This window comes from Cobetia sp. PDI-23MA, assembly GCF_059507735.1.
Map to the genome: position 1 here is coordinate 1,744,972 of NZ_CM183352.1, position 18,141 is coordinate 1,763,112.

Sequence of the window (18,141 nt, forward strand, 5' to 3'; positions counted from 1 at the left end):
GGCTGCGTCAGATCGTGCTCTGATTGACGCGACGGGAGACCTCTTCGGCGCTCTCGACACGCTCCGAGTAGCGCTCGGTCAGATAGGCGCTGCGGTCGCGGTTCATCCAGGTGAACTTCATCAGCTCTTCGCAGACATCGACGATGCGCAGATACAGCGGCGACAGGCGCATGCGGCCATGCTCGTCGAATTCATTGAAGGCCTTGGGCACGGATGACTGGTTGGGGATGGTCAGCATGCGCATCCAGCGGCCCAGAATGCGCAGCTGATTGACGCTGTTGAAGCTCTGGCTACCACCACTGACCTGCAGGATGGCCAGCGTCTTGCCCTGGGTGGGGCGCACGCCGCCCAGTGACAGGGGAATCCAGTCGATCTGTGCCTTCATGATCGAGGTAATCGCGCCGTGACGCTCCGGGCTCGCCCACAGCATGCCCTCGGACCACTGGGCCAGCTCGCGCAGCTCCTGCACCTTGGGATGGTCGGCCTCGCAGTCATCCGGCAATGGCAGGCCGGCCGGCGAGTAAAGGCGCACCTCGGCACCGAAGGCGCGCAGCAGGCGCGCCGCTTCCTCGGCGGCGAAGCGCGAGAAGGAACGCTCACGCAGGGAGCCGTACAGCACCAGAATGCGCGGCGCGTGACGCGGGGCATCCGGCCCGACCAGGCGATCGATCTTAAGCGGTCGCCAGTGCTCGGCATCGATATTGGGCAGGTCGGCCAGTGCCGCTTTCATCTCGTCGGTCATGATTTCATCGGTCATGAGTTCATTGGTCATGAGTTCATTGGTCATGGTGTCGCCTGTCGGCAGGTGAGACGTGTCGGGAGTGTGTGCGTTCATGATTCAGGTCCTGGGGGCGTGGACGACGTCGCCGTCTTCCTTGGTGTATTGCGCGACCGGATTGTCCAGCAGCTCCAGTACCGCCTCCGACGGGCGGCACAGACGCGTGGCCGTGGGCGTGACCACGATGGGGCGATTGATCAGGATCGGGTGGGCCATCATGGCGTCGATCAACGCCGCATCGCTCAAGGCCGGGTCATCCAGATTGAGCTCGTCATAGGGCGTGCCCTTGCGGCGCAGCAGCGGGCGCGGGCCACCTCCCATGGCGGCAATCAGGGATTCCAGCGTCTCGCGCGTCGGCGGGGTGACCAGATATTCGATCACCTCCGGTGTCTCGCCGGAGGCCTTGAGCATGGCCAGCACATTGCGTGACGTACCGCAGGCCGGGTTGTGATACATCGTGATCTTGCCGGAAGTACGGACGGAATCAGTCATCGTTGCGAGGCTCCTGAGAAGCACAGGGGGTGGCAGAGGCGCTGCAGTCGGGCACGGTGAGCGAGGCCAGCAGTGGGTCGCAGACCACCGAGGAGCCCGCGCAGCAGTCACGTACCAGAAACTGCACGGTGGCGAGCATGTGCTCGAGGTTGGCGCGGTAGATCAGCGAACGGCCTTCGCGCTGGGAGTGGATCAGCCCCGCGCGGCTCAATACGCCCAGATGGGTCGAGAGCGTGTTGTGCGGCACCTCGAGACGACGGGCGATCTCGCCGGCGGGCAGGCCTTGTGGCTCATGGCGGACCAGCAGGCGAAACGTGTCCAGACGCGTGGCCTGGGACAGCGCCGCGAAGGTGTCCAGCGTGGCCTGCGGGTCGGGCAGGCTGTCGGAGTCATTCATTTGATATGTCCATATGTCGAGACTTGTCGAAATAACGATGGTGCGATGATAGATCAGCGTGCCGCGGATGGGAAGTCTGCTCTCTGCTCTCGGTCATCAGCGCTCGATCTTCATCCCCCTGTCTTGGGCTGACAGCCATCAGTATTCGTGCTGGCCATCTTAGACCTGCTCATGCAGCCAGCTGGCCAACGCTGCCTGGCGCGGGTTCTGGCTCTCGAGACGCGCCGCGAGCCAGTAATCACAGCCGGAGGAATACTCTAGTGTCCCCAGCCGCACAAGCTGTCCCCGTGCCACCAATGCACTGACTTGCTGATGACTGCCCAGCGCGACGCCTTGTCCGGCCAATGCGGCATCCAGCACCAGGTGGTAGCTGGTGAATTGACGTTGCACATTGAGCGCCAGCCCCGGCTTGCCCATGCCACTGAACCAGCGTGGCCAGTTGATCCAGTTGGGTTCGAGGCGCTCGTAGTCGAGCAGTGGCAGAGCCGCCAGCAGAGGTAGCTCCCGACAGTCGTGGGCACCTTGTGGCAGCTCGGCGATGAAGTCGGGTGACGCCACCGGATAGAGCGTCTCTGTGAACAGAGGGGTCAATTGCCAGTCCGGATGCGGCGCCATGTCATAGCAGATGGCGAGATCCACATCCTCGGTGAGGATGTCGCGATGATGATCTGCAGTGATCAGGCGCAGGCCACTGGCAAGCGTCGGCTGGGTGGCGCGAAGTCGATTCAACATCGGCCCCAGCCATAGGTGTGAGATGGCGCTGTTGGCGGCCAGTGTCAGGCGGGCATTGGGAGAAGGGCGGCTGACGCTCTCCATTGCGTCGATCATGAAGTCGAAACTGGTCGCCAGGCGCTGGCTCAACTGCTGTCCTGCTGCGGTCAGAGAGACGCGTCTGCCATGGCGATGAAACAGCTTGGTATCGATGTGATGCTCAAGGATGGCGATCTGACGGCTGACGGCAGCCTGGGTGATATGCAATTCGCTGGCGGCACGCGTGAAGTTGGCGTGACGCGCGGCTGCCTCGAAGGTCAGCAGGCTGTTGAGAGGCGGAAGGCGATGACGAAAGCTCTTCATGCAGGGCTCCGAGACGAGGAGGGTAACGTTGGCTGATAGGTCAATGCTTGATGACTTCAGGTTATCAAGGTTGATCAGGATTGAGGCTATACACAGCTGGAATCATCAGGTTCACACTGATGTCATCGTGATGCATAGGGTATTCCGTAGATGACTACGGGCTATCAGCATGACACTCCGTGACCTGACTGGGTAGCAAACATGAATGAACTTGATTGGCATGCCGACCGTAGTGACCTTCACCCGCTGGAGCTTCAGGACAATGCCCCTGAAAGTGAAGGCATCGACCTGGTGGCCGTGCGTCGTTATCGACAGAATCGCCTGCGCGAAGAGATGAACACCCAAGGTGTTGATGCCTTGATCATTTCGGACCCGGTCAACATCCGCTATGCCAGCGGCGCACGCAACATGCAGGTCTTCAGCGCTCGCAATACTCCGGCGCGTTACCTGCTGCTGACCCAGCATCGCAGTGTGCTGTTCGAATTCACGGGCTGTGAGCATCTCGCCGATGGCCTGGAAACCATCGACGAAGTGCGCCCGGCCATGACTGCCAGTTTCGTTGCGGCAGGTCACGATATCGCTGAGCGTGAACAGCAATGGGCGCGCGAGATGCTGGCGACCATTACCGAGCTGTGCGGTCTGAAAGCGGTGATCGGCATGGAGCGCATGAATGCCGGGACCGCCATCGCCTTTGATCGTCTGGGCGCGCGCGTCGTCGATGCCCAGGCACCGCTTGAACGTGCACGTGCCATCAAGTCTGACGAAGAGCTCAAGTGTGTCGTGGCCTCGCTGCGTGCTACCGAGCGCGGCGTAGGACGTCTGCGTGAAGCGATTCGCCCCGGCATCACCGAGAACGAGCTGTGGTCAGTGCTGCATCAGTCCATCATCGCTGACAATGGCGACTACTGTGAGACTCGCCTGCTCAACTCAGGCCCGCGCACCTATCCCTGGTTCCAGGAAACCGCGTCCAAGCGACTGGCCGCCAACGAGCTGGTGGCACTGGATACTGACGTCGTCGGCTGCCACGGCTATTACTCCGACTTCTCGCGCACTTTCCACGTTGGCCCTGACAAGCCGACCGAGACCCAGAAGCTGCTGTATCGCACCGCCCATGAGCAGGTACAGCACAATCTCGACATCCTGCGTCCCGGCATGAGCTTCCGTGAATATTCCGAGAAGGCCTGGAACATCCCCGAGCGTTTCCATGCCAATCGCTATTACCTCTCTGCCCATGGCTGTGGCATGACCGGCGAATATCCCTACCTGTATCACCATGCCGACTTTGCCGTCTCAGGCTACGACGGCGTGATCGAGCCGGGCATGGTGCTCTGCGTCGAGAGCTATATCGGCGACCCCGAAGCCGGGGAAGGCGTCAAGTTGGAGGAGCAGTGCGTGATGCGCGAAGACGGCCTCGAGATCCTGAGCAAGTTCCCGTTCGAGGAAGCCTTGTTGAACTGATGATTTCAGGATGGCGCTGCTGGTCAAGCAGCGCCATGGCACTCCTTGGCCCGCAGTCTGCCGTCTGCAATGACGTTGTTTTCATACTCCGGGGTGTTCGGTCGGGCAGCTGCCTGATCGCAATCTCCTGACGCGTTTCGTAGTGACACAGATGTAGAGACACAGATCACCATAATTCCAATAAATGATCGTGCCGCCATTGTCTGCTTCCTTCATGTACCAGTGCCTATGGCGCGTGAGGGACGGCTGGCTGCGCGCCTACTGACGTGAGGTAAAGACATGTCGTCCGATGTGAATGACAGCAGTATCACAATCACTTGCCAGAAAACGGGGTTATATCGAGGACTCAACATTCCAGTGACGCTGATCAGCAAACTGATCATCACTCTTCTCGTGGCATTTGCCGTGGCCCTCCCTGATCGGGCCGTAGCGCTGTTGGCCACGATCAATCAGACCATGCTTGAGCACTTCAATCTCTATTACGTCTATGCCGTCGCCTTCTACCTGGTGTTCTGCACGGTGCTGTGTGTGTCGCCGTTGGGGGGCAAGCGACTGGGACGTGATGATGAAGTGCCTGAATTTTCGCGTTTTGCCTGGTTTTCGATGATGTTCGGCGCCGGAATGGGCATCGGGCTGCTGTTCTACTCCATCGGGGAACCTGTCTCGCACTTCAATTTCAATCCGGATATCGCGGCAGGCCAGGTGCAGGCGGGGTCCGAGCAGGCCATTGAAAGTGCCGTCAGCTATACCTTCCTGCACTGGGGGCTGCATGCCTGGGCAATCTATGCCTCTGTGGCGCTGGCGCTGGGATATTTCGCCTACCGTCGTGGCTTGCCGTTGACCATTCGCAGTACCTTGATGCCCATCTTCGGCAAGCGGTTGCTGGATGGCCCCTTGGGTCACGCCGTGGATATCATCGCCGTGGTCGCAACCACTCTGGGCGTGGCCACCACCATGGGCGCCGGTGTCAGTCAGCTGGTGGCAGGGCTGGATTTCGTGATGCCGGGCACTGAATTGCTGGACTCCGCCGGTATTCCACGCCCCTGGCCGTTGATCCTGACACTCGTCGTGATAATGGGGCTATCGACACTGTCCGCCGTGACCGGAGTGAAGCGCGGCGTCAACTGGCTCAGCCAGTTCAACATGCTGCTGTCCTCTGCCCTGCTGGCCGTCTTCATCTGGTTCGGCAGTCGTCTGTTTGCCAGTGAACTGCTGGTTTCCGCGACCTGGGATTATTTGAGAACCCTGCCGGAACGCAGCTTTCAAACCTGGCCGGTGACGAGTGCGTTAGGCCAGTGGCAGGTCGACTGGACCATTCTGCAGCGTGCCTGGTTCATTGCCTTTGCGCCATTCGTCGGGCTCTTCCTTGCGCGTATTTCACGTGGTCGCACGATTCGTGAATTCGTGTTGGGGGCGGTCGTGGCTCCCAGTCTCATGTGCTTCGTATGGATCTGTTACATGGGTGGCAGCAGTCTGCACATGGAAACCAGCGGATTGGCGCAAGGCACGATTCTGGCAACCGTGCGTGATCATATCGCCACCGTGTTGTTCGTGACGCTGGATTACCTGGATACCGGCGCCTTGATCCATGTCATTGTCGGCGGCACCTTGATTCTGATCATCACGTATCTGGTGACCAGTGCGGACTCGGGCGTGCTGGTGCTCAACGCCATCATGGCCGGGGGAGAGGAAACCAACGAGCGCCGTCACCGCATCATCTGGGGTGTGTTGCTGACACTGGTGGTGGGCTCATTGCTTCTGGCGGGTGGCCTGGCGGCGATTCAGAAGGCAATGCTCATCGCTTCTCTGCCGTTTTCGTTGCTGATGATCCTGATGTGCGTTGCTACATTCATGTCGTTGTGGCGTGAGCCCAGCGACCTGCCAGCCGTGAACGAGGCTGAGCCAACCTGATGCCGGTGGCTTAAGTCAGGCATTTGCCCGACAGTATTGGTAGCATGTGCGCCATTAATTACCGGATAAGGGAAGATGGCGCGATGATGATGGTATTGCAGATTCTGGGCGGCTTCGTGCTGACAGCAGGGGTGCTGCTGGCGGCAGTGCCGGAGCTGGTCAACCGCTTCAAGGGCCCGAACGACACCCCGCTGACTGTTCCGAAGGAAACCGGCGCGGCGATCTCGCGGCGCATTCGTTGGGGCTGGGTCATCGCGGTGGGGTACCTGCTGATGTATCCGCCGATCGGCCTGGGTCTGTTGCCGGTGCTGGTGACGCTCGCGGTGGCCGGTATCGCCGGCATCATGACGGCCCGTCTGATGGGATTGATGCTGGATGGCATCGAGATGCGCCATCTGTTCCGCTTCGCCGCCGAGTCGCTGATTCTGGGCGGTCTGTGGACCTGGTTCGTCAGGCTGTCTGCCTGACGCCATTGCCGCGTACATTGTGCCGTCAGATCGCCAATGACTGCATTCCGGGAGTCCGTCCATGCCGCTCAATGCGTCTACGCAAACTTCATTGGCAGGGCTGGAGCGATCGCGACCGGTACTGGTGACCGGCGCGACCGGCTATGTGGCGGGGCAGCTGATTCGTCGCTTGCTGCAAGAGGGCCTGACGGTGCATGCCGCCGTGCGCGATCCCGGCAATAGCGAACGTATGGCGGCGCTCATGGCACTGGGCGAGCGCTTGCCGGGGGAGCTGCGTGTCTTCGCCAGTGATCTGCTCGAACAGGGCTCCTACGCTCAGGCGATGGCAGGCTGTGGGGTGGTCTTTCACACCGCCTCACCCTTCGTGGTTAGCGTCCTGGACCCCGAACGCGATCTGGTGCGTCCGGCGGTGGACGGCACGCGCAATGTGCTGGAAGAGGCCAATCGTCAGGCCAGTGTCGAACGGGTGGTGCTGACCAGCAGCTGTGCCGCCATCTACAGCGACAATGCCGATGCTCAAGACACCCCGGGCGGCTGTTTCGACGAGAGTGTCTGGAACACTACAGCATCGCTGACCCATCAGGCCTATTCGCTCTCCAAAACGCTGGCGGAACAGGCCGCGTGGCAGATCGCCGAGCGGCAGTCACGCTGGCGGCTGGTGGTGATCAACCCCTCGCTGGTGCTTGGCCCCGCGATCAGCGATGACACGCGCGGCGAATCCTTCAACCTGATGACGCAGCTATGTGATGGCACGCTCAGGATAGGCGCGCCGGATTACGGCATGGGCGTGGTGGATGTGCGGGATGTGGCCGAGGCGCATCTGGCGGCGGGATTTCTGCCCACGGCCAATGGGCGTCACCTGGTCGCCGGGCATTCCTCAAGCTTCATCGCGCTGGGGCGCCTGTTGAGTCAACACGCCGGCCCGCACTACGCAATTCCCACTCGCCAGCTGCCCAAATGGCTGGTGTGGCTGGCGGGTCCGCTGGCCAACAAGGCCGTGACCCGCAAGGTCGTCGCGCGCAACGTGGGCCATCCCTTCGTCTTCGACAATACCCGCAGTCGCGAGCAGCTGGGTCTGATCTACCGGCCCCTCGAGGCGACGCTGCACGACATGTTCGATCAACTGGAGGCCAGCGGCCGCCTGTCGTGATTTTGGTCAATACATTGTCGGGAAAAGCCCCAGTGTTCCGCTTGGGTCATACCCCATTCTATAGCGTATTGTTGTATTGGGAGTAATGGTGTCTTTCACTTCTTTTACTCCAGTCTCACAAAGCCCTTGATCCGCTGAAGCGCTGACGATATATGTACCCGGAGTAAGATCCAGCGAGACAGTTTCTGCAGGGTCAAGCTTGGCGGTTAGAACTCCATTGATTTTTACAATGATCCCGCAAGCGCTGCCTAACAGCCCACTATCACGGGTCAGAGTCAATGTCCCATGCTCCTCCTGTAAAGGTTGATTGTGTGCATAGATTCGTTCAGGAGGGACGGGGTCGGCATCTAATGATGAAATTGGCGTAGTAGAGCAACCTGTAATGGTAAGCATGAGTACAGTTGTTATTAGTGTGCGTGTCATGATTGCCTCAGAAATGGTGGGCATGAAGTTAGGAGCATGCAAAGACCATCATATATTTTGGTTGCTCGCAGGTATATTTAAATCAACTTAATCGACAGCATAATTCTCTTTGGCTCCTGGATTCATAGAATAACCGCAGCACTTTGGACCGCACGGTAGAGGCAGGAGGGCCAGCGCCGGTACCCTTCTCGGCTCACCGACCAAAGTGAAGCAGAGTATGGAATACCGACAGCTGACCCAGACCCAACGATATCAGATTCACGCCCGTTATGACTTGGGCATGAGCCAGCGCCAGATCGGCAGGGAGCTGAACCTCCACAGCAGCACGATCAGCCGTGAAATTCGCCGTAACGCCACCGCTAATGGCTATGATCCCGAGCAGGCTCAGATACTCAGTGATCATCGGCGCCGCACTGCTAACAAGTGGACAAAGCGCCTTCCAGGCATGATGGCCGCCGTTGCCGGTCGGCTACGTGAGGAGTGGAGCCCACAGCAAATCAGTGGCTTCATGGCGCCCTTGGCTGGCGTTAGTGTCAGTCATCAATGGATCTACTCCTTGATCTGGGACGACAAGGCACGGGGTGGTGACCTTTGGCGGCATCTCCGTCATCCTAAACGCCGCAATAAGCACCGCACGCACGCCAAGAGCGCCGGGTTGGGCAAGATCCCCAATCGAGTCGGTATCGAGCACCGCCCAGATGAGATTGATGACCGGCGCTTCATCGGCCACTGGGAGGGCGATACCGTGATACAGGGGCACAAGCAATCAGGCCTTGTCACGCTGGTCGAGCGTCGCAGTGGCTATTTACTGGCGGCACGATTGCCCAAGATCTCGGCCGAGTTGACACAAGCAGCCATGATCCGCTTGTTGAAGCCGCGTCGGGGAGCGGTCCAGACGATCACACTGGACAATGGATCGGAATTCGCTGGCCACGAAGCGGTGGCCAAGGCCGTGACGGCGGCGATGTACTTCTGCGATCCCTACTGCTCTGGACAGCGTGGGACCAACGAGAATACGAATGGCCTGATACGGCAGTACTTCCCCAAAGGAACGGATTTTCGTCAGGTCAGCAATGCAGAGCTACGCAAGGTGGTCGAAAAGCTGAATGACCGTCCTCGAAAGCGACTCGGCTACCGGACACCGGCGCAGGTGTTTCTAGGGGAATACTCAGGTGGGCTGGATACTGCAGGTGCTGCGCTTATTGCTTGAATTCAGGGCTTTAGCGTTTTCTCAACGGCTCCAGCAGCGCATTCAACCCGTTGTGATCAATCTCGTGCATCAGCGCGAGCAGGCGACCGATCTCGCCCTGCGGGAATCCCTTGCGCGCAAACCAGCCCAGATAATCCCCGGGCAGGTCGGCAATCAGGCGTCCGGCATACTTGCCATAGGGCATCTGGCGGGTCGTCAGTTTCTGCAGGTCTTCAGGGCTCATCCTTTGACTCTCATTCGGTTTCGGTAGGGGGGATGCTCTCAGTTGGCGGTGCCATTCTGGCATAGCTGAGTTGCGGTGGTTGGGTTTTGCCACACTATCGCCATGTCTCCTATAACCCCATAGCACGGAGAGACTCATGCCTCGCGATTACCAGAACCTGGAGCAGCTACCTCTCGCCGGTGAATGGCGTGCCGGACGAGCCGGCAAGACGCTTGAGGTGTTGGACCCCTTCGATCAGAGCTCGCTGCTCTCGATTTCCATGGCCAACGCCGAGGATCTCGACGCCAGCTATCGCAAGGCGCGCGATGTCCAGCCTGACTGGGCCCAGACGCCGGCAAGCGAGCGCGCGGGCGTGATGCACAAGGCGGTGGAGCTGATGGACGAGCGACGCGAGGAGCTGCTCGGCTGGTTGATTCGTGAGTCCGGCAGTACTCGCATCAAGGCGCAGGCGGAACTGGCCGCGGCTCGCGCGATCACGCTGGAATCTGCCGCGATGGCTAACCGCGTGGCCGGAATGGCGATGGAGGCTCAGGTGCCGGGCAAGGAGAGCCGTGTCTTTCGCAAGCCGCTGGGTGTCATCGGCATCATCAGCCCGTGGAATTTCCCGCTGCATCTGACCCAGCGTTCCCTGGCACCGGCATTGGCGCTTGGCAACAGCGTCGTCATCAAGCCGGCGAGTGACACGCCGCTGACCGGTGGCCTGCTGCTGGCCAGATTGTTCGAGGAGGCGGGCCTGCCTGCCGGCGTCTTGAGCGTGGTGGTCGGTTCCGGCAGCGAGATCGGCGATGCCTTCGTGGATCACGAGGTGCCGCGGCTGATCTCCTTCACCGGTTCCACCCAGGTGGGCAAGGGCATCGGCGAGCGCGCCGTCGGTGGTGATCATCTCAAGCACGTTGCCCTGGAACTGGGTGGTAACAGTCCCTTCGTGGTGCTGGATGATGCGGATATCGAGCAGGCGGTGGACGCCACTCTGGTCGGCAAGTTCCTCCATCAGGGGCAGATCTGCATGGCCATCAACCGCATCATCGTCGATGAGTCGGTCCATGACGCCTTTGTCGATCGCTTCGTGGCGCGTGCCCGTGCACTCAAGGTCGGCGATCCCGCACAGGACGATACCGTCATCGGGCCGATCATCAATGCCAAGCAGCGTGATGGTCTACTCGAGATGATCGAGACGGCCAAGGGCGAGGGCGCCCAGGTGATGCTTTAGGGCGAGACGCAGGGTCAGCTGGTGCCGCCGCATGTGTTCACCGAGGTCACCAATGACATGAGTCTGGCCCGCAACGAGATCTTCGGTCCGCTGGTCGGCATCCAGAAGGCCCGTGATGAAGCTCACGCGCTGGAGCTTGCCAATGGCACCGAATATGGCCTTTCGGCGTCCGTCTTCACCGCGGATATCGCACGTGGCGAGCGCTTCGCGCGCCAGGTCGAGGCTGGCATGGTGCACGTCAATGACATGCCAGTGAACGATGACCCGCGCGCGCCCTTCGGTGGCGAGAAGAACTCCGGCCTTGGGCGCTTCAATGGCGACTGGGTGCTTGAGGAATTCACCACCGACCAGTGGGTCAGCCTGCAGGTCGAGCCCCGCCAATATCCGTTCTGATGTCTCTGACCTGTAGTTGACGCATGACAAGCAGCGCCCCGCTCAGCCTGATGCCTGAGCGGGGCGCTTTTGATGGTAGGTAATGCTGACGTGTCATGATGGACGAGGTAGGCAAAGAGCCAGCTCAGTGTGACACCCAAGGCATCCCTGTCGAGAGGACAGGGACACATGCTGTGATCATCAGCGCGACCGCCAGATGAGCCGTGCGTGAGAAGCGGATCAGGGCGCGCCTGACGGCGGATCAATGACTGATCAGAGAAGCGCTACCCAGCCAGGCAAGCCTGAGCGCCAGCAATGACAGCGCCCATTTGAACAGGCCATCGAAATGCCGGTTGGAGACGCGATCCAGAAAGCGCAGTCCGAGGCGGGTACCGATCAGGCCCGCGCCGATCATCAGCACGATCAGGGGCAACCACTCCTGGAAGAGAAACCCTGCCATGCCGAAGATGAAGGCTTTGGTGAGGTGCTGCGCGACCATGCAGGCCGCGAAGGTCGCCACCTTGGCGTGACGCTCGCCGCCGCCTTGCTTGATGAAGCTCGCGACCAGTGGGCCGCTGGCACCGATCAGACTCGAAAGGAAAGTCGTGATGGCTCCGGCGATCAAGGTGCCCGTGCGGCTCAAAGCTCGCTTAGGCAGTGCCGGCCCCCAGCAGGTGAACAGCACGAACAGCGCGATGGAAAGCTCCAGTACCCCTTCAGGCAAGCGGATCAACACCCAGGCCGCGACCAGCGCACCCAGCGCCACGCCGGGCAGAAAGGCCAACAGGCGGCGCATGTCGATATGGCGCCACGTCATCGCCATGCGCCCGCCGTTGGAGCCCAGCTGCACCATGCCATGCACCGGAATCAGGGCAGCGGCAGGCATCAACTGCGCCATGAACATGATCAGCAGGGTGCCGCCGCCGACCCCGACAGCTGCGGACATGGCTGACGTCAGCAGGGCAAGCAGCAGCAACGTGCAGACGATAGATAGCGAGAGCGGGAAATACTGCGCGAGGCCCTCAAGCAGGCTTGCGAGGTAGGGAATATCGGCGGGACTTGCGAGCATTGCGGGCATCCTGTGCAATTAGCCAATAGAGAGAGAATAGGGGCTCAGGCAGCCGACATGATGCATGTCCTGCCTGACAGGCGTGCAAGGCTACCGTGACCAAGAGGCGCTATCCAGCCAAGCGTGCGTGGCTGGATAGCGCCTAGGAGATTCGAGCGGCTTCGCGTGTTGGTGAAATTGCATGTTGCTGTCTTTTCAGCTAGAGATCAGCTTTCCCCTATAGGATGGTGAGGCTTACCATGGCATGTTGGTTTAGCCATATGCCGCAGTGTTCAGTGGGTGTTTTGTGGATCAGGAGAAAGCTGGCATGAAGCTGTTGTTGCTTGAAGATGATGACCTGCTGGCGGAAAGCCTGGCCGAGCTGCTTGAGGACAATGGTTATCGACTGGATGTCTCCTCCAATTTGAATGATGCGCAAGCCTTCATGGCAACCGAGCAGTACGCGCTGGCCATTCTGGATCTGGGACTACCGGACGGCTCCGGGTTGGATTTGCTCAAGCGCTGGCGTCAAGGTCAGGTGGATATTCCGATACTGATTCTCACGGCCCGTGACACGTGGGAAGACAAGGTCGTCGGTTTGCGCAGCGGGGCAGATGATTACCTGACCAAGCCATTTCATGAAGCAGAGTTGCTGGCACGTCTTCATGCGCTGCTTCGGCGTCGTCAAGGGGCAAGTCATGGGTATCTTCAGGTGAGCGGAATTCAGCTGGATGAAGAGGCGCAGCGTGTGTGCTGTGATGGAGAGCAGTGGGCGAGCTTGACGGCCACCGAATTTCGCCTGTTACGGTACCTCATGCATCATCCAGACAGAGTGCACTCCAAGACACAGTTGCTGGATCAGCTATATGCCCTGGAGCAGGACGCCGCGGCGCCCAATCTGGTAGAAGTCTATATCGCTCGCCTTCGCCGCCGCCTGGGCAAGGACTTGATACAGACCCGCCGCGGACAGGGGTATCTGCTTGTTTCACATCGATCGTCGTAGCCTTCGTTTTCGCCTGCTGACCCGCCTGGGAGGTGCATCCCTCGCGGTGGTGTTGTTTGCCTGGTATCTGCATGGCTTCTTTCTCCACGAGCTGGCGAAGGACTTTCTTGGGGAGCGTCTCAAGGATGAGGCATCGCATATCGTCACCTTGCTCAAGAAGGATGAGCGGCCTGTTGCCCAGCTCATGGCAGCGGCCCGTGAGGAATCTCTGAGCTTTCATCATTTCTATGTGTTGCGAGTCGGGGAGAAGGTCAGTACCTCGTTGCCTGCCTTGCCGACGCAGATGCTCCCTTTGCTTGAGGGCAAGGGGGATGCGTTATTCATGCATCAGTTTCAGCAACAGCCACTGTTGGTCTATCGGCACGTCTTCGATATCCGCGGGGACGCGGTGCAATTGTTGATTGCCGAGAATTTCTCGCCAGTGGAGCAGGGCTTGACCCGAGTTCATTGGTGGATCGCCGCCAGCGCCATCCTGTTGTGGGGGATTCTGATATCACTCAATCTGCTGGCGGTAAGGCGGGGGCTCAAGCCGTTGAGTGTCCTGCGCCATCAATTGAGTGAACTTCAGTCCGGGTATCGAAAGCGGATTGTGCTTGAGGCCCCTTCCGAGCTTGATGCGCTGGTATCACAGCTCAACACCTTGCTGGATGAGTTTGATCTTAGGTTGACTCGTTCACGAGAGTCTGTGGCGAATCTGTCCCATGCGCTCAAGACACCTCTGGCGGCACTGACACAGGTGCTGCGTGGCAAGCGACCGATCAATGAGGTACGTCGTGGCAAGATGCTGCAACGTGTAGAGACGATTCATTCCCAGCTGGAGACAGAACTCAGGCGAGCCCGCATTGCTGGCCCGCGCGCCGGTCAGACAACACGCCCGGTTGAAGAGGCCCAGCGCTTGATCGAGATGTTCCAGGGGATCTATCCGCAGCGTACCTTCTTGCTGGAGTGTCTGGGCGTATCTAATGAGCATGCGGATAGCTGGGTGAATGTCGAGACACAGGATTTCACCGAAATGCTCGGCATATTGCTGGATAATGCGGGCAAGTGGTCTGTCAATCAGGTGCAATGCCGATTGACGATAGAGAGTGACCAGATCGTGCTCTGCGTCGAGGATGATGGTCCGGGGGTGCCGGAGGCACAGTTGGCCCATCTTGGCGAGCGTGGGTGGCGTCAGGACGAAACTCACCCGGGTTATGGGTTGGGGCTCTCCATTCTTGCCCATCTCGTCAAGCATTACGCTGGTTGCGTGAGCTACTCAACAGCCGGCGCAGGGGGATTGAGAGCCGAGGTGCATCTGCCCACACGCAAATAGGCACTCCATTCAGGTTCGTTTCAGCTTGCCGTGGCTTCATCCATGTCATGACTCTTCATTCATGACTCGGGAGCAGCAACGGCCATGGCACCAAAACCGTCTGAATTTTCTGTATCACGTCGTCAGTTGCTCAAGGGAGGTTCTGCCCTGGGGCTGGGCGCAATGGTGTCAGGCGTGGCACCCGCCTGGGCCAACCCCTGGGGGCGCACATCAGGTTACTCCCAAGGGGTTGAGCATGGGCCCGAGATCTCTCTTGTCATTCGACGTGAAGACATCGACATTGCCGGGCAATTCGCTCGTCCTATCAGCATCAATGGCAGTAGTCCCGGGCCCATGGTGCGCTTGAAGGAGGGGCAGGATGCTGTCATCAAGGTGACAAACCTGCTCGATGAGCCAACCTCCATTCACTGGCATGGCATCATACTTCCTCCGGAAATGGACGGCGTGCCGGGTATCAGCTTCGCAGGGATAGCACCGGGCGAAACCTTTACCTACCGGTTTCCTGTCACTCAGAGCGGTACCTACTGGTATCACAGTCATTCAGGCCTCCAGGAGCAGGAAGGCCACGCAGGTCCATTGATCATCGACTCCGCAACACCCGAAGCCTTCACCTATGATCGTGAGCATGTCCTGCTGCTGACTGACTGGACATTCGAAGACCCCAAGTCCGTATTTCGCAATCTCAAGACCATGGAAGGCTACTATAACTACCAGGAGCGCACCGTCGCTGATTTCTTTGCGGATGTACGACGGGGTGGTTGGGTGGACACGATCGAGTCGCGCAGCATGTGGGCAGAGATGCGCATGAGCTCACGGGATATTGCCGATGTCACCGGCAGTACCTATACATATCTTCTCAATGGTCATTCACCAGAAGAAAACTGGAGCGCGCTATTCAAGCGTGGGGAAACAGTGCGTCTGCGTGTCGTCAATGGCTCGGCAATGAGCTACTTCGATTTACGCATTCCCGGCTTGAAGATGACCGTGGTGGCGGCAGATGGTCAGCCAGTGCAACCGGTTGAAGTGGATGAGTTCCGTATTGCCGTGGCGGAAGCCTACGATGTGCTGGTGACACCGGAAGATGACAAGGCGTACACCATCTTCGCCGAAGCCATGGACCGCAGTGGCTACGCGCGAGCCACGTTGGCACCCCGCCCCGGAATGGAGGCGCCCGTACCTGAACGACGGCAGATCGCTGATCGCGGGATGGAGGCCATGGGCGCTCATGCTGGAATGGACCATTCGCAGATGGCAGGCATGGATCATTCGCAGATGGCGGGCATGGATCATTCGCAGATGGCGGGCATGGACCATTCGCAGATGGCGGGCATGGACCATTCGAAGATGGCAGGTATGGACCATTCGAAGATGGCAGGCATGGACCATTCGCAGATGGCGGGCATGGACCATTCGAAGATGGCAGGCATGGACCATTCGCAGATGGCAGGTATGGACCATTCGCAGATGGCGGGCATGGACCATTCGCAGATGGCAGGTATGGACCATTCGAAGATGACTGGCCTGCAAGCCGATGCAGCCCAGGGCGGCATGCTGATGGCGGGTGCTGCTCAGCAAGGGGCTCGTTATGACCAGGCAGGAATCGGTCTGGACCAGTCGCTGCGTCGTGTACTGGTCTATCAGGATCTCAAGGCCTATTCACCATGGCCGGACAGACGTGGGCCCATGCGCGAGATGGAGTTGCATCTGACCGGCAATATGGAACGTTATATGTGGTCCTTCGATGGCAAGAAGTTCAGTGAAGTCAATGGCCCTATTCATTTTCATAAAGATGAGCGCCTCCGTCTCATCTTGATCAATGACACCATGATGGAGCATCCCATTCATTTACATGGGATGTGGATGGAGCTCGAGAATGGCCACGGTGACCTGATCCCTCGCAAGCACACCTTGAATGTCAAACCCGGTGAGCGCGTCTCAGCGTTGATCACTGCCGATGCAGAAGGTAGCTGGGCTTTCCATTGTCATCTTCTGTACCACATGGATGCAGGTATGTTCCGTGTCGTAAAGGTTTCCTGAGGAGTCATCATGTCAATCAGTCAGCATTCATTTCGTCTTGCCTGCGTGACGGTATGTCTATTCTCCAGTGCTGGTGCCTCCCAGGCATTTGCCCAGGATGGATATGATGCCCCGGCGTCATGGCCATCGCCCATGGCCGAACATCTCCAGTGGAGCGCAGTTTTCGATCGCCTGGAATATAGCCTTCCGGACAAGGGAGAGGACTCCCTGGTGTGGGATTTTCAGGCCTGGTATGGCGGAGATACCCACCGCGTCTATCTCAAGTCAGAAGGGGAGAATGTCCAAGGCGATGGTGAAGAAGCCGAGTTTGAATCCCTTGAGCTTCTCTACAGTCGCCTGGTTGCCGATTTCTGGGAGTTCCAGGTTGGAGCTGGCTATCAGGGTGGTGTGTTCAACGATGATCATGATGAAGGCGTATATGGGGTCTTCGGCTTTCAGGGGACCGCCCCCTACCGGATCGAGACGGATGCCGCAGTGCAGTACCGAGAGGAAGGTATCGTGACTGCCAGCCTGGAGCTTGAACATGATGTGCGCCTGACCCAGCGCTGGTATCTACAGCCACGTAGTGAAATGGTGTTCGCTGCCAATGAGTCCAGGCAGCAGGGGATTGGGACGGGCCTCAACTCAGTACGAATCGGCTTGCGTGCACGCTATGAGATAACTCGGCGGGTAGCGCCTTACGTCGGCATGTACTGGCAGAGAGAGTATGGCGAAACCGCCGATATGCAGCGTGAAGAAGGTGAGGATGTGGAGGATACGGCTGTCGTGGTCGGTGTGCGCATGATGTTCTAGAGGAGTCAGGATGGCAGTGACATTTTTCAATTGAATAGCGGTGGTGTAGTTGCGTGATCATGTTTTACATGAATATGCAGAATGGCCTTTTGATTGGGAGACTATGTCTTATGGTTTTGTACAATGTGATGATAATCTATTCTATTTTCAGGATGTTTTCAGGTTGTGTTGCCATGATGATAAGTGAACCCATAAAGAGATGATTTTCATGAAAACATCAACGCTGTTACTTGCTGCTACCATGACTTTTTTTACCGCTGTGACGCAGGCCAATGATGAGCATAGCCGTCTTCCGACTCTTTCGGCTGGAGTTTCAGAAACATATGGACTTGTGGCTGGAAAGCCATTGCGTTTCCAAATAGCCGTTGAACATGATGCAGTTCTAAAGATCAGCAGTCGACATTTTGCAGCTGATTCGAGTAAGAACAACCTGATGACTGCTGTGCTACGAGACCCACAAGGAAATGTCGTCGCGACAGCCTCTGATGATAATGGGCATTTTTCACTGGAGCAGGATGTCCAAGAAGGCTATTACCAATTGGAGGTCGCAGGAAATTCAATAAGTGGTTCGGCTGACGAAAATGGGCGTAGCTATTCTCTAAATGTTGCTTTTGAATAAGAGGTGGTTATGGCGAAAGATGATCAATGATAGGTTTAATGTAAATTGCTGAGCGATATTTGAAAATTATTCATTGATGTTGTGTTGTAAATAAGGCGTCACTCTGGATCGTGTTGATGGCCGGCATTCGTCGGCCTTTTTTTTCGCTTTGGTTGACAGCCTTGT

At 58.5% G+C, this 18,141-nt stretch carries 17 protein-coding genes and 1 pseudogene; 11 read left to right on the top strand and 7 right to left on the bottom strand.

What is annotated here, in order from left to right; translation table 11 throughout:
- Window positions 1-7: 7 nt before the first annotated feature.
- The 4 genes from arsH to AC5WNJ_RS07540 all read right to left on the bottom strand — a co-directional run bounded on the left by arsH (window position 8) and on the right by AC5WNJ_RS07540 (window position 2,741).
- On the bottom strand, window positions 8-730 hold the full coding sequence (gene arsH, locus AC5WNJ_RS07525) for an arsenical resistance protein ArsH (RefSeq protein ID WP_495931030.1): 723 nt from the start codon (window positions 728-730) through the stop codon (window positions 8-10).
- 108 nt (window positions 731-838) lie between these two features.
- The gene (gene arsC, locus AC5WNJ_RS07530) at window positions 839-1,270 is read right to left on the bottom strand and encodes an arsenate reductase (glutaredoxin) (RefSeq protein ID WP_495930909.1); all 432 of its coding nucleotides are present in this window, start codon (window positions 1,268-1,270) and stop codon (window positions 839-841) included.
- Window positions 1,263-1,667 carry an ArsR/SmtB family transcription factor gene (locus AC5WNJ_RS07535; RefSeq protein ID WP_225347997.1) on the bottom strand — a complete coding sequence of 135 codons (405 nt, stop codon included), beginning with the start codon at window positions 1,665-1,667 and terminating at the stop codon, window positions 1,263-1,265. Before AC5WNJ_RS07535 ends, arsC begins: the two co-directional genes overlap by 8 nt.
- Before the next feature lie 159 nt (window positions 1,668-1,826).
- Complete coding sequence (locus AC5WNJ_RS07540) at window positions 1,827-2,741, bottom strand: LysR substrate-binding domain-containing protein (protein ID WP_495930910.1); 915 nt, start codon at window positions 2,739-2,741, stop codon at window positions 1,827-1,829.
- A gap of 201 nt (window positions 2,742-2,942) precedes the next feature.
- Here AC5WNJ_RS07540 and AC5WNJ_RS07545 point away from each other — a divergent pair, with 201 nt between their 5' ends.
- The 4 genes from AC5WNJ_RS07545 to AC5WNJ_RS07560 all read left to right on the top strand — a co-directional run bounded on the left by AC5WNJ_RS07545 (window position 2,943) and on the right by AC5WNJ_RS07560 (window position 7,727).
- The gene (locus tag AC5WNJ_RS07545; protein ID WP_176676963.1) at window positions 2,943-4,199 is read left to right on the top strand and encodes a M24 family metallopeptidase; all 1,257 of its coding nucleotides are present in this window, start codon (window positions 2,943-2,945) and stop codon (window positions 4,197-4,199) included.
- 279 nt (window positions 4,200-4,478) lie between these two features.
- Complete coding sequence (locus AC5WNJ_RS07550) at window positions 4,479-6,110, top strand: BCCT family transporter (protein ID WP_495930911.1); 1,632 nt, start codon at window positions 4,479-4,481, stop codon at window positions 6,108-6,110.
- Between the two features lie 83 nt (window positions 6,111-6,193).
- Window positions 6,194-6,577 (top strand): hypothetical protein, encoded by a 384-nt coding sequence (locus AC5WNJ_RS07555; protein WP_176676965.1) that lies wholly within the window; start codon window positions 6,194-6,196, stop codon window positions 6,575-6,577.
- Window positions 6,578-6,638: 61 nt separating this feature from the next.
- Window positions 6,639-7,727, top strand: coding sequence for an NAD-dependent epimerase/dehydratase family protein (locus tag AC5WNJ_RS07560; protein ID WP_495930912.1), 1,089 nt, complete (start codon window positions 6,639-6,641; stop codon window positions 7,725-7,727).
- Window positions 7,728-7,733: 6 nt separating this feature from the next.
- On the opposite strand, the gene AC5WNJ_RS07565 is transcribed toward AC5WNJ_RS07560, so the two are convergent.
- Window positions 7,734-8,150, bottom strand: a complete 417-nt coding sequence (locus AC5WNJ_RS07565; protein WP_152965372.1) for a hypothetical protein — start codon at window positions 8,148-8,150, stop codon at window positions 7,734-7,736.
- A 217-nt stretch (window positions 8,151-8,367) separates the two neighbouring features.
- Between AC5WNJ_RS07565 and AC5WNJ_RS07570 the strand changes: the two genes are divergently transcribed.
- Entirely contained in the window at window positions 8,368-9,360 is a 993-nt protein-coding gene (locus tag AC5WNJ_RS07570) for an IS30 family transposase (protein WP_495930913.1), read from the top strand.
- Between the two features lie 10 nt (window positions 9,361-9,370).
- On the opposite strand, the gene AC5WNJ_RS07575 is transcribed toward AC5WNJ_RS07570, so the two are convergent.
- Window positions 9,371-9,583: a DUF3820 family protein gene (locus tag AC5WNJ_RS07575; RefSeq protein WP_175090234.1), complete on the bottom strand. Its 213-nt coding sequence runs from the start codon at window positions 9,581-9,583 to the stop codon at window positions 9,371-9,373.
- 136 nt (window positions 9,584-9,719) lie between these two features.
- On the opposite strand from AC5WNJ_RS07575, the pseudogene AC5WNJ_RS07580 reads away from it, so the two are divergent.
- A pseudogene (locus tag AC5WNJ_RS07580) lies at window positions 9,720-11,186 on the top strand (aldehyde dehydrogenase family protein).
- A 241-nt stretch (window positions 11,187-11,427) separates the two neighbouring features.
- Here AC5WNJ_RS07580 and AC5WNJ_RS07585 read toward each other — a convergent pair.
- Window positions 11,428-12,234 carry a sulfite exporter TauE/SafE family protein gene (locus tag AC5WNJ_RS07585; RefSeq protein ID WP_175090232.1) on the bottom strand — a complete coding sequence of 269 codons (807 nt, stop codon included), beginning with the start codon at window positions 12,232-12,234 and terminating at the stop codon, window positions 11,428-11,430.
- A gap of 307 nt (window positions 12,235-12,541) precedes the next feature.
- Between AC5WNJ_RS07585 and AC5WNJ_RS07590 the strand changes: the two genes are divergently transcribed.
- The 5 genes from AC5WNJ_RS07590 to AC5WNJ_RS07610 all read left to right on the top strand — a co-directional run bounded on the left by AC5WNJ_RS07590 (window position 12,542) and on the right by AC5WNJ_RS07610 (window position 17,976).
- Complete coding sequence (locus AC5WNJ_RS07590) at window positions 12,542-13,216, top strand: response regulator (protein WP_153635664.1); 675 nt, start codon at window positions 12,542-12,544, stop codon at window positions 13,214-13,216.
- Window positions 13,217-13,364: 148 nt separating this feature from the next.
- Window positions 13,365-14,528 (top strand): ATP-binding protein, encoded by a 1,164-nt coding sequence (locus tag AC5WNJ_RS07595; RefSeq protein WP_253064624.1) that lies wholly within the window; start codon window positions 13,365-13,367, stop codon window positions 14,526-14,528.
- Window positions 14,529-14,612: 84 nt separating this feature from the next.
- Window positions 14,613-16,565, top strand: coding sequence for a copper resistance system multicopper oxidase (locus tag AC5WNJ_RS07600; protein ID WP_153635666.1), 1,953 nt, complete (start codon window positions 14,613-14,615; stop codon window positions 16,563-16,565).
- Window positions 16,566-16,574: 9 nt separating this feature from the next.
- Window positions 16,575-17,357, top strand: coding sequence for a copper resistance protein B (locus AC5WNJ_RS07605; protein ID WP_084589316.1), 783 nt, complete (start codon window positions 16,575-16,577; stop codon window positions 17,355-17,357).
- 208 nt (window positions 17,358-17,565) lie between these two features.
- Entirely contained in the window at window positions 17,566-17,976 is a 411-nt protein-coding gene (locus AC5WNJ_RS07610; protein ID WP_153635667.1) for a hypothetical protein, read from the top strand.
- The last annotated feature ends 165 nt before the right edge of the window (window positions 17,977-18,141 follow it).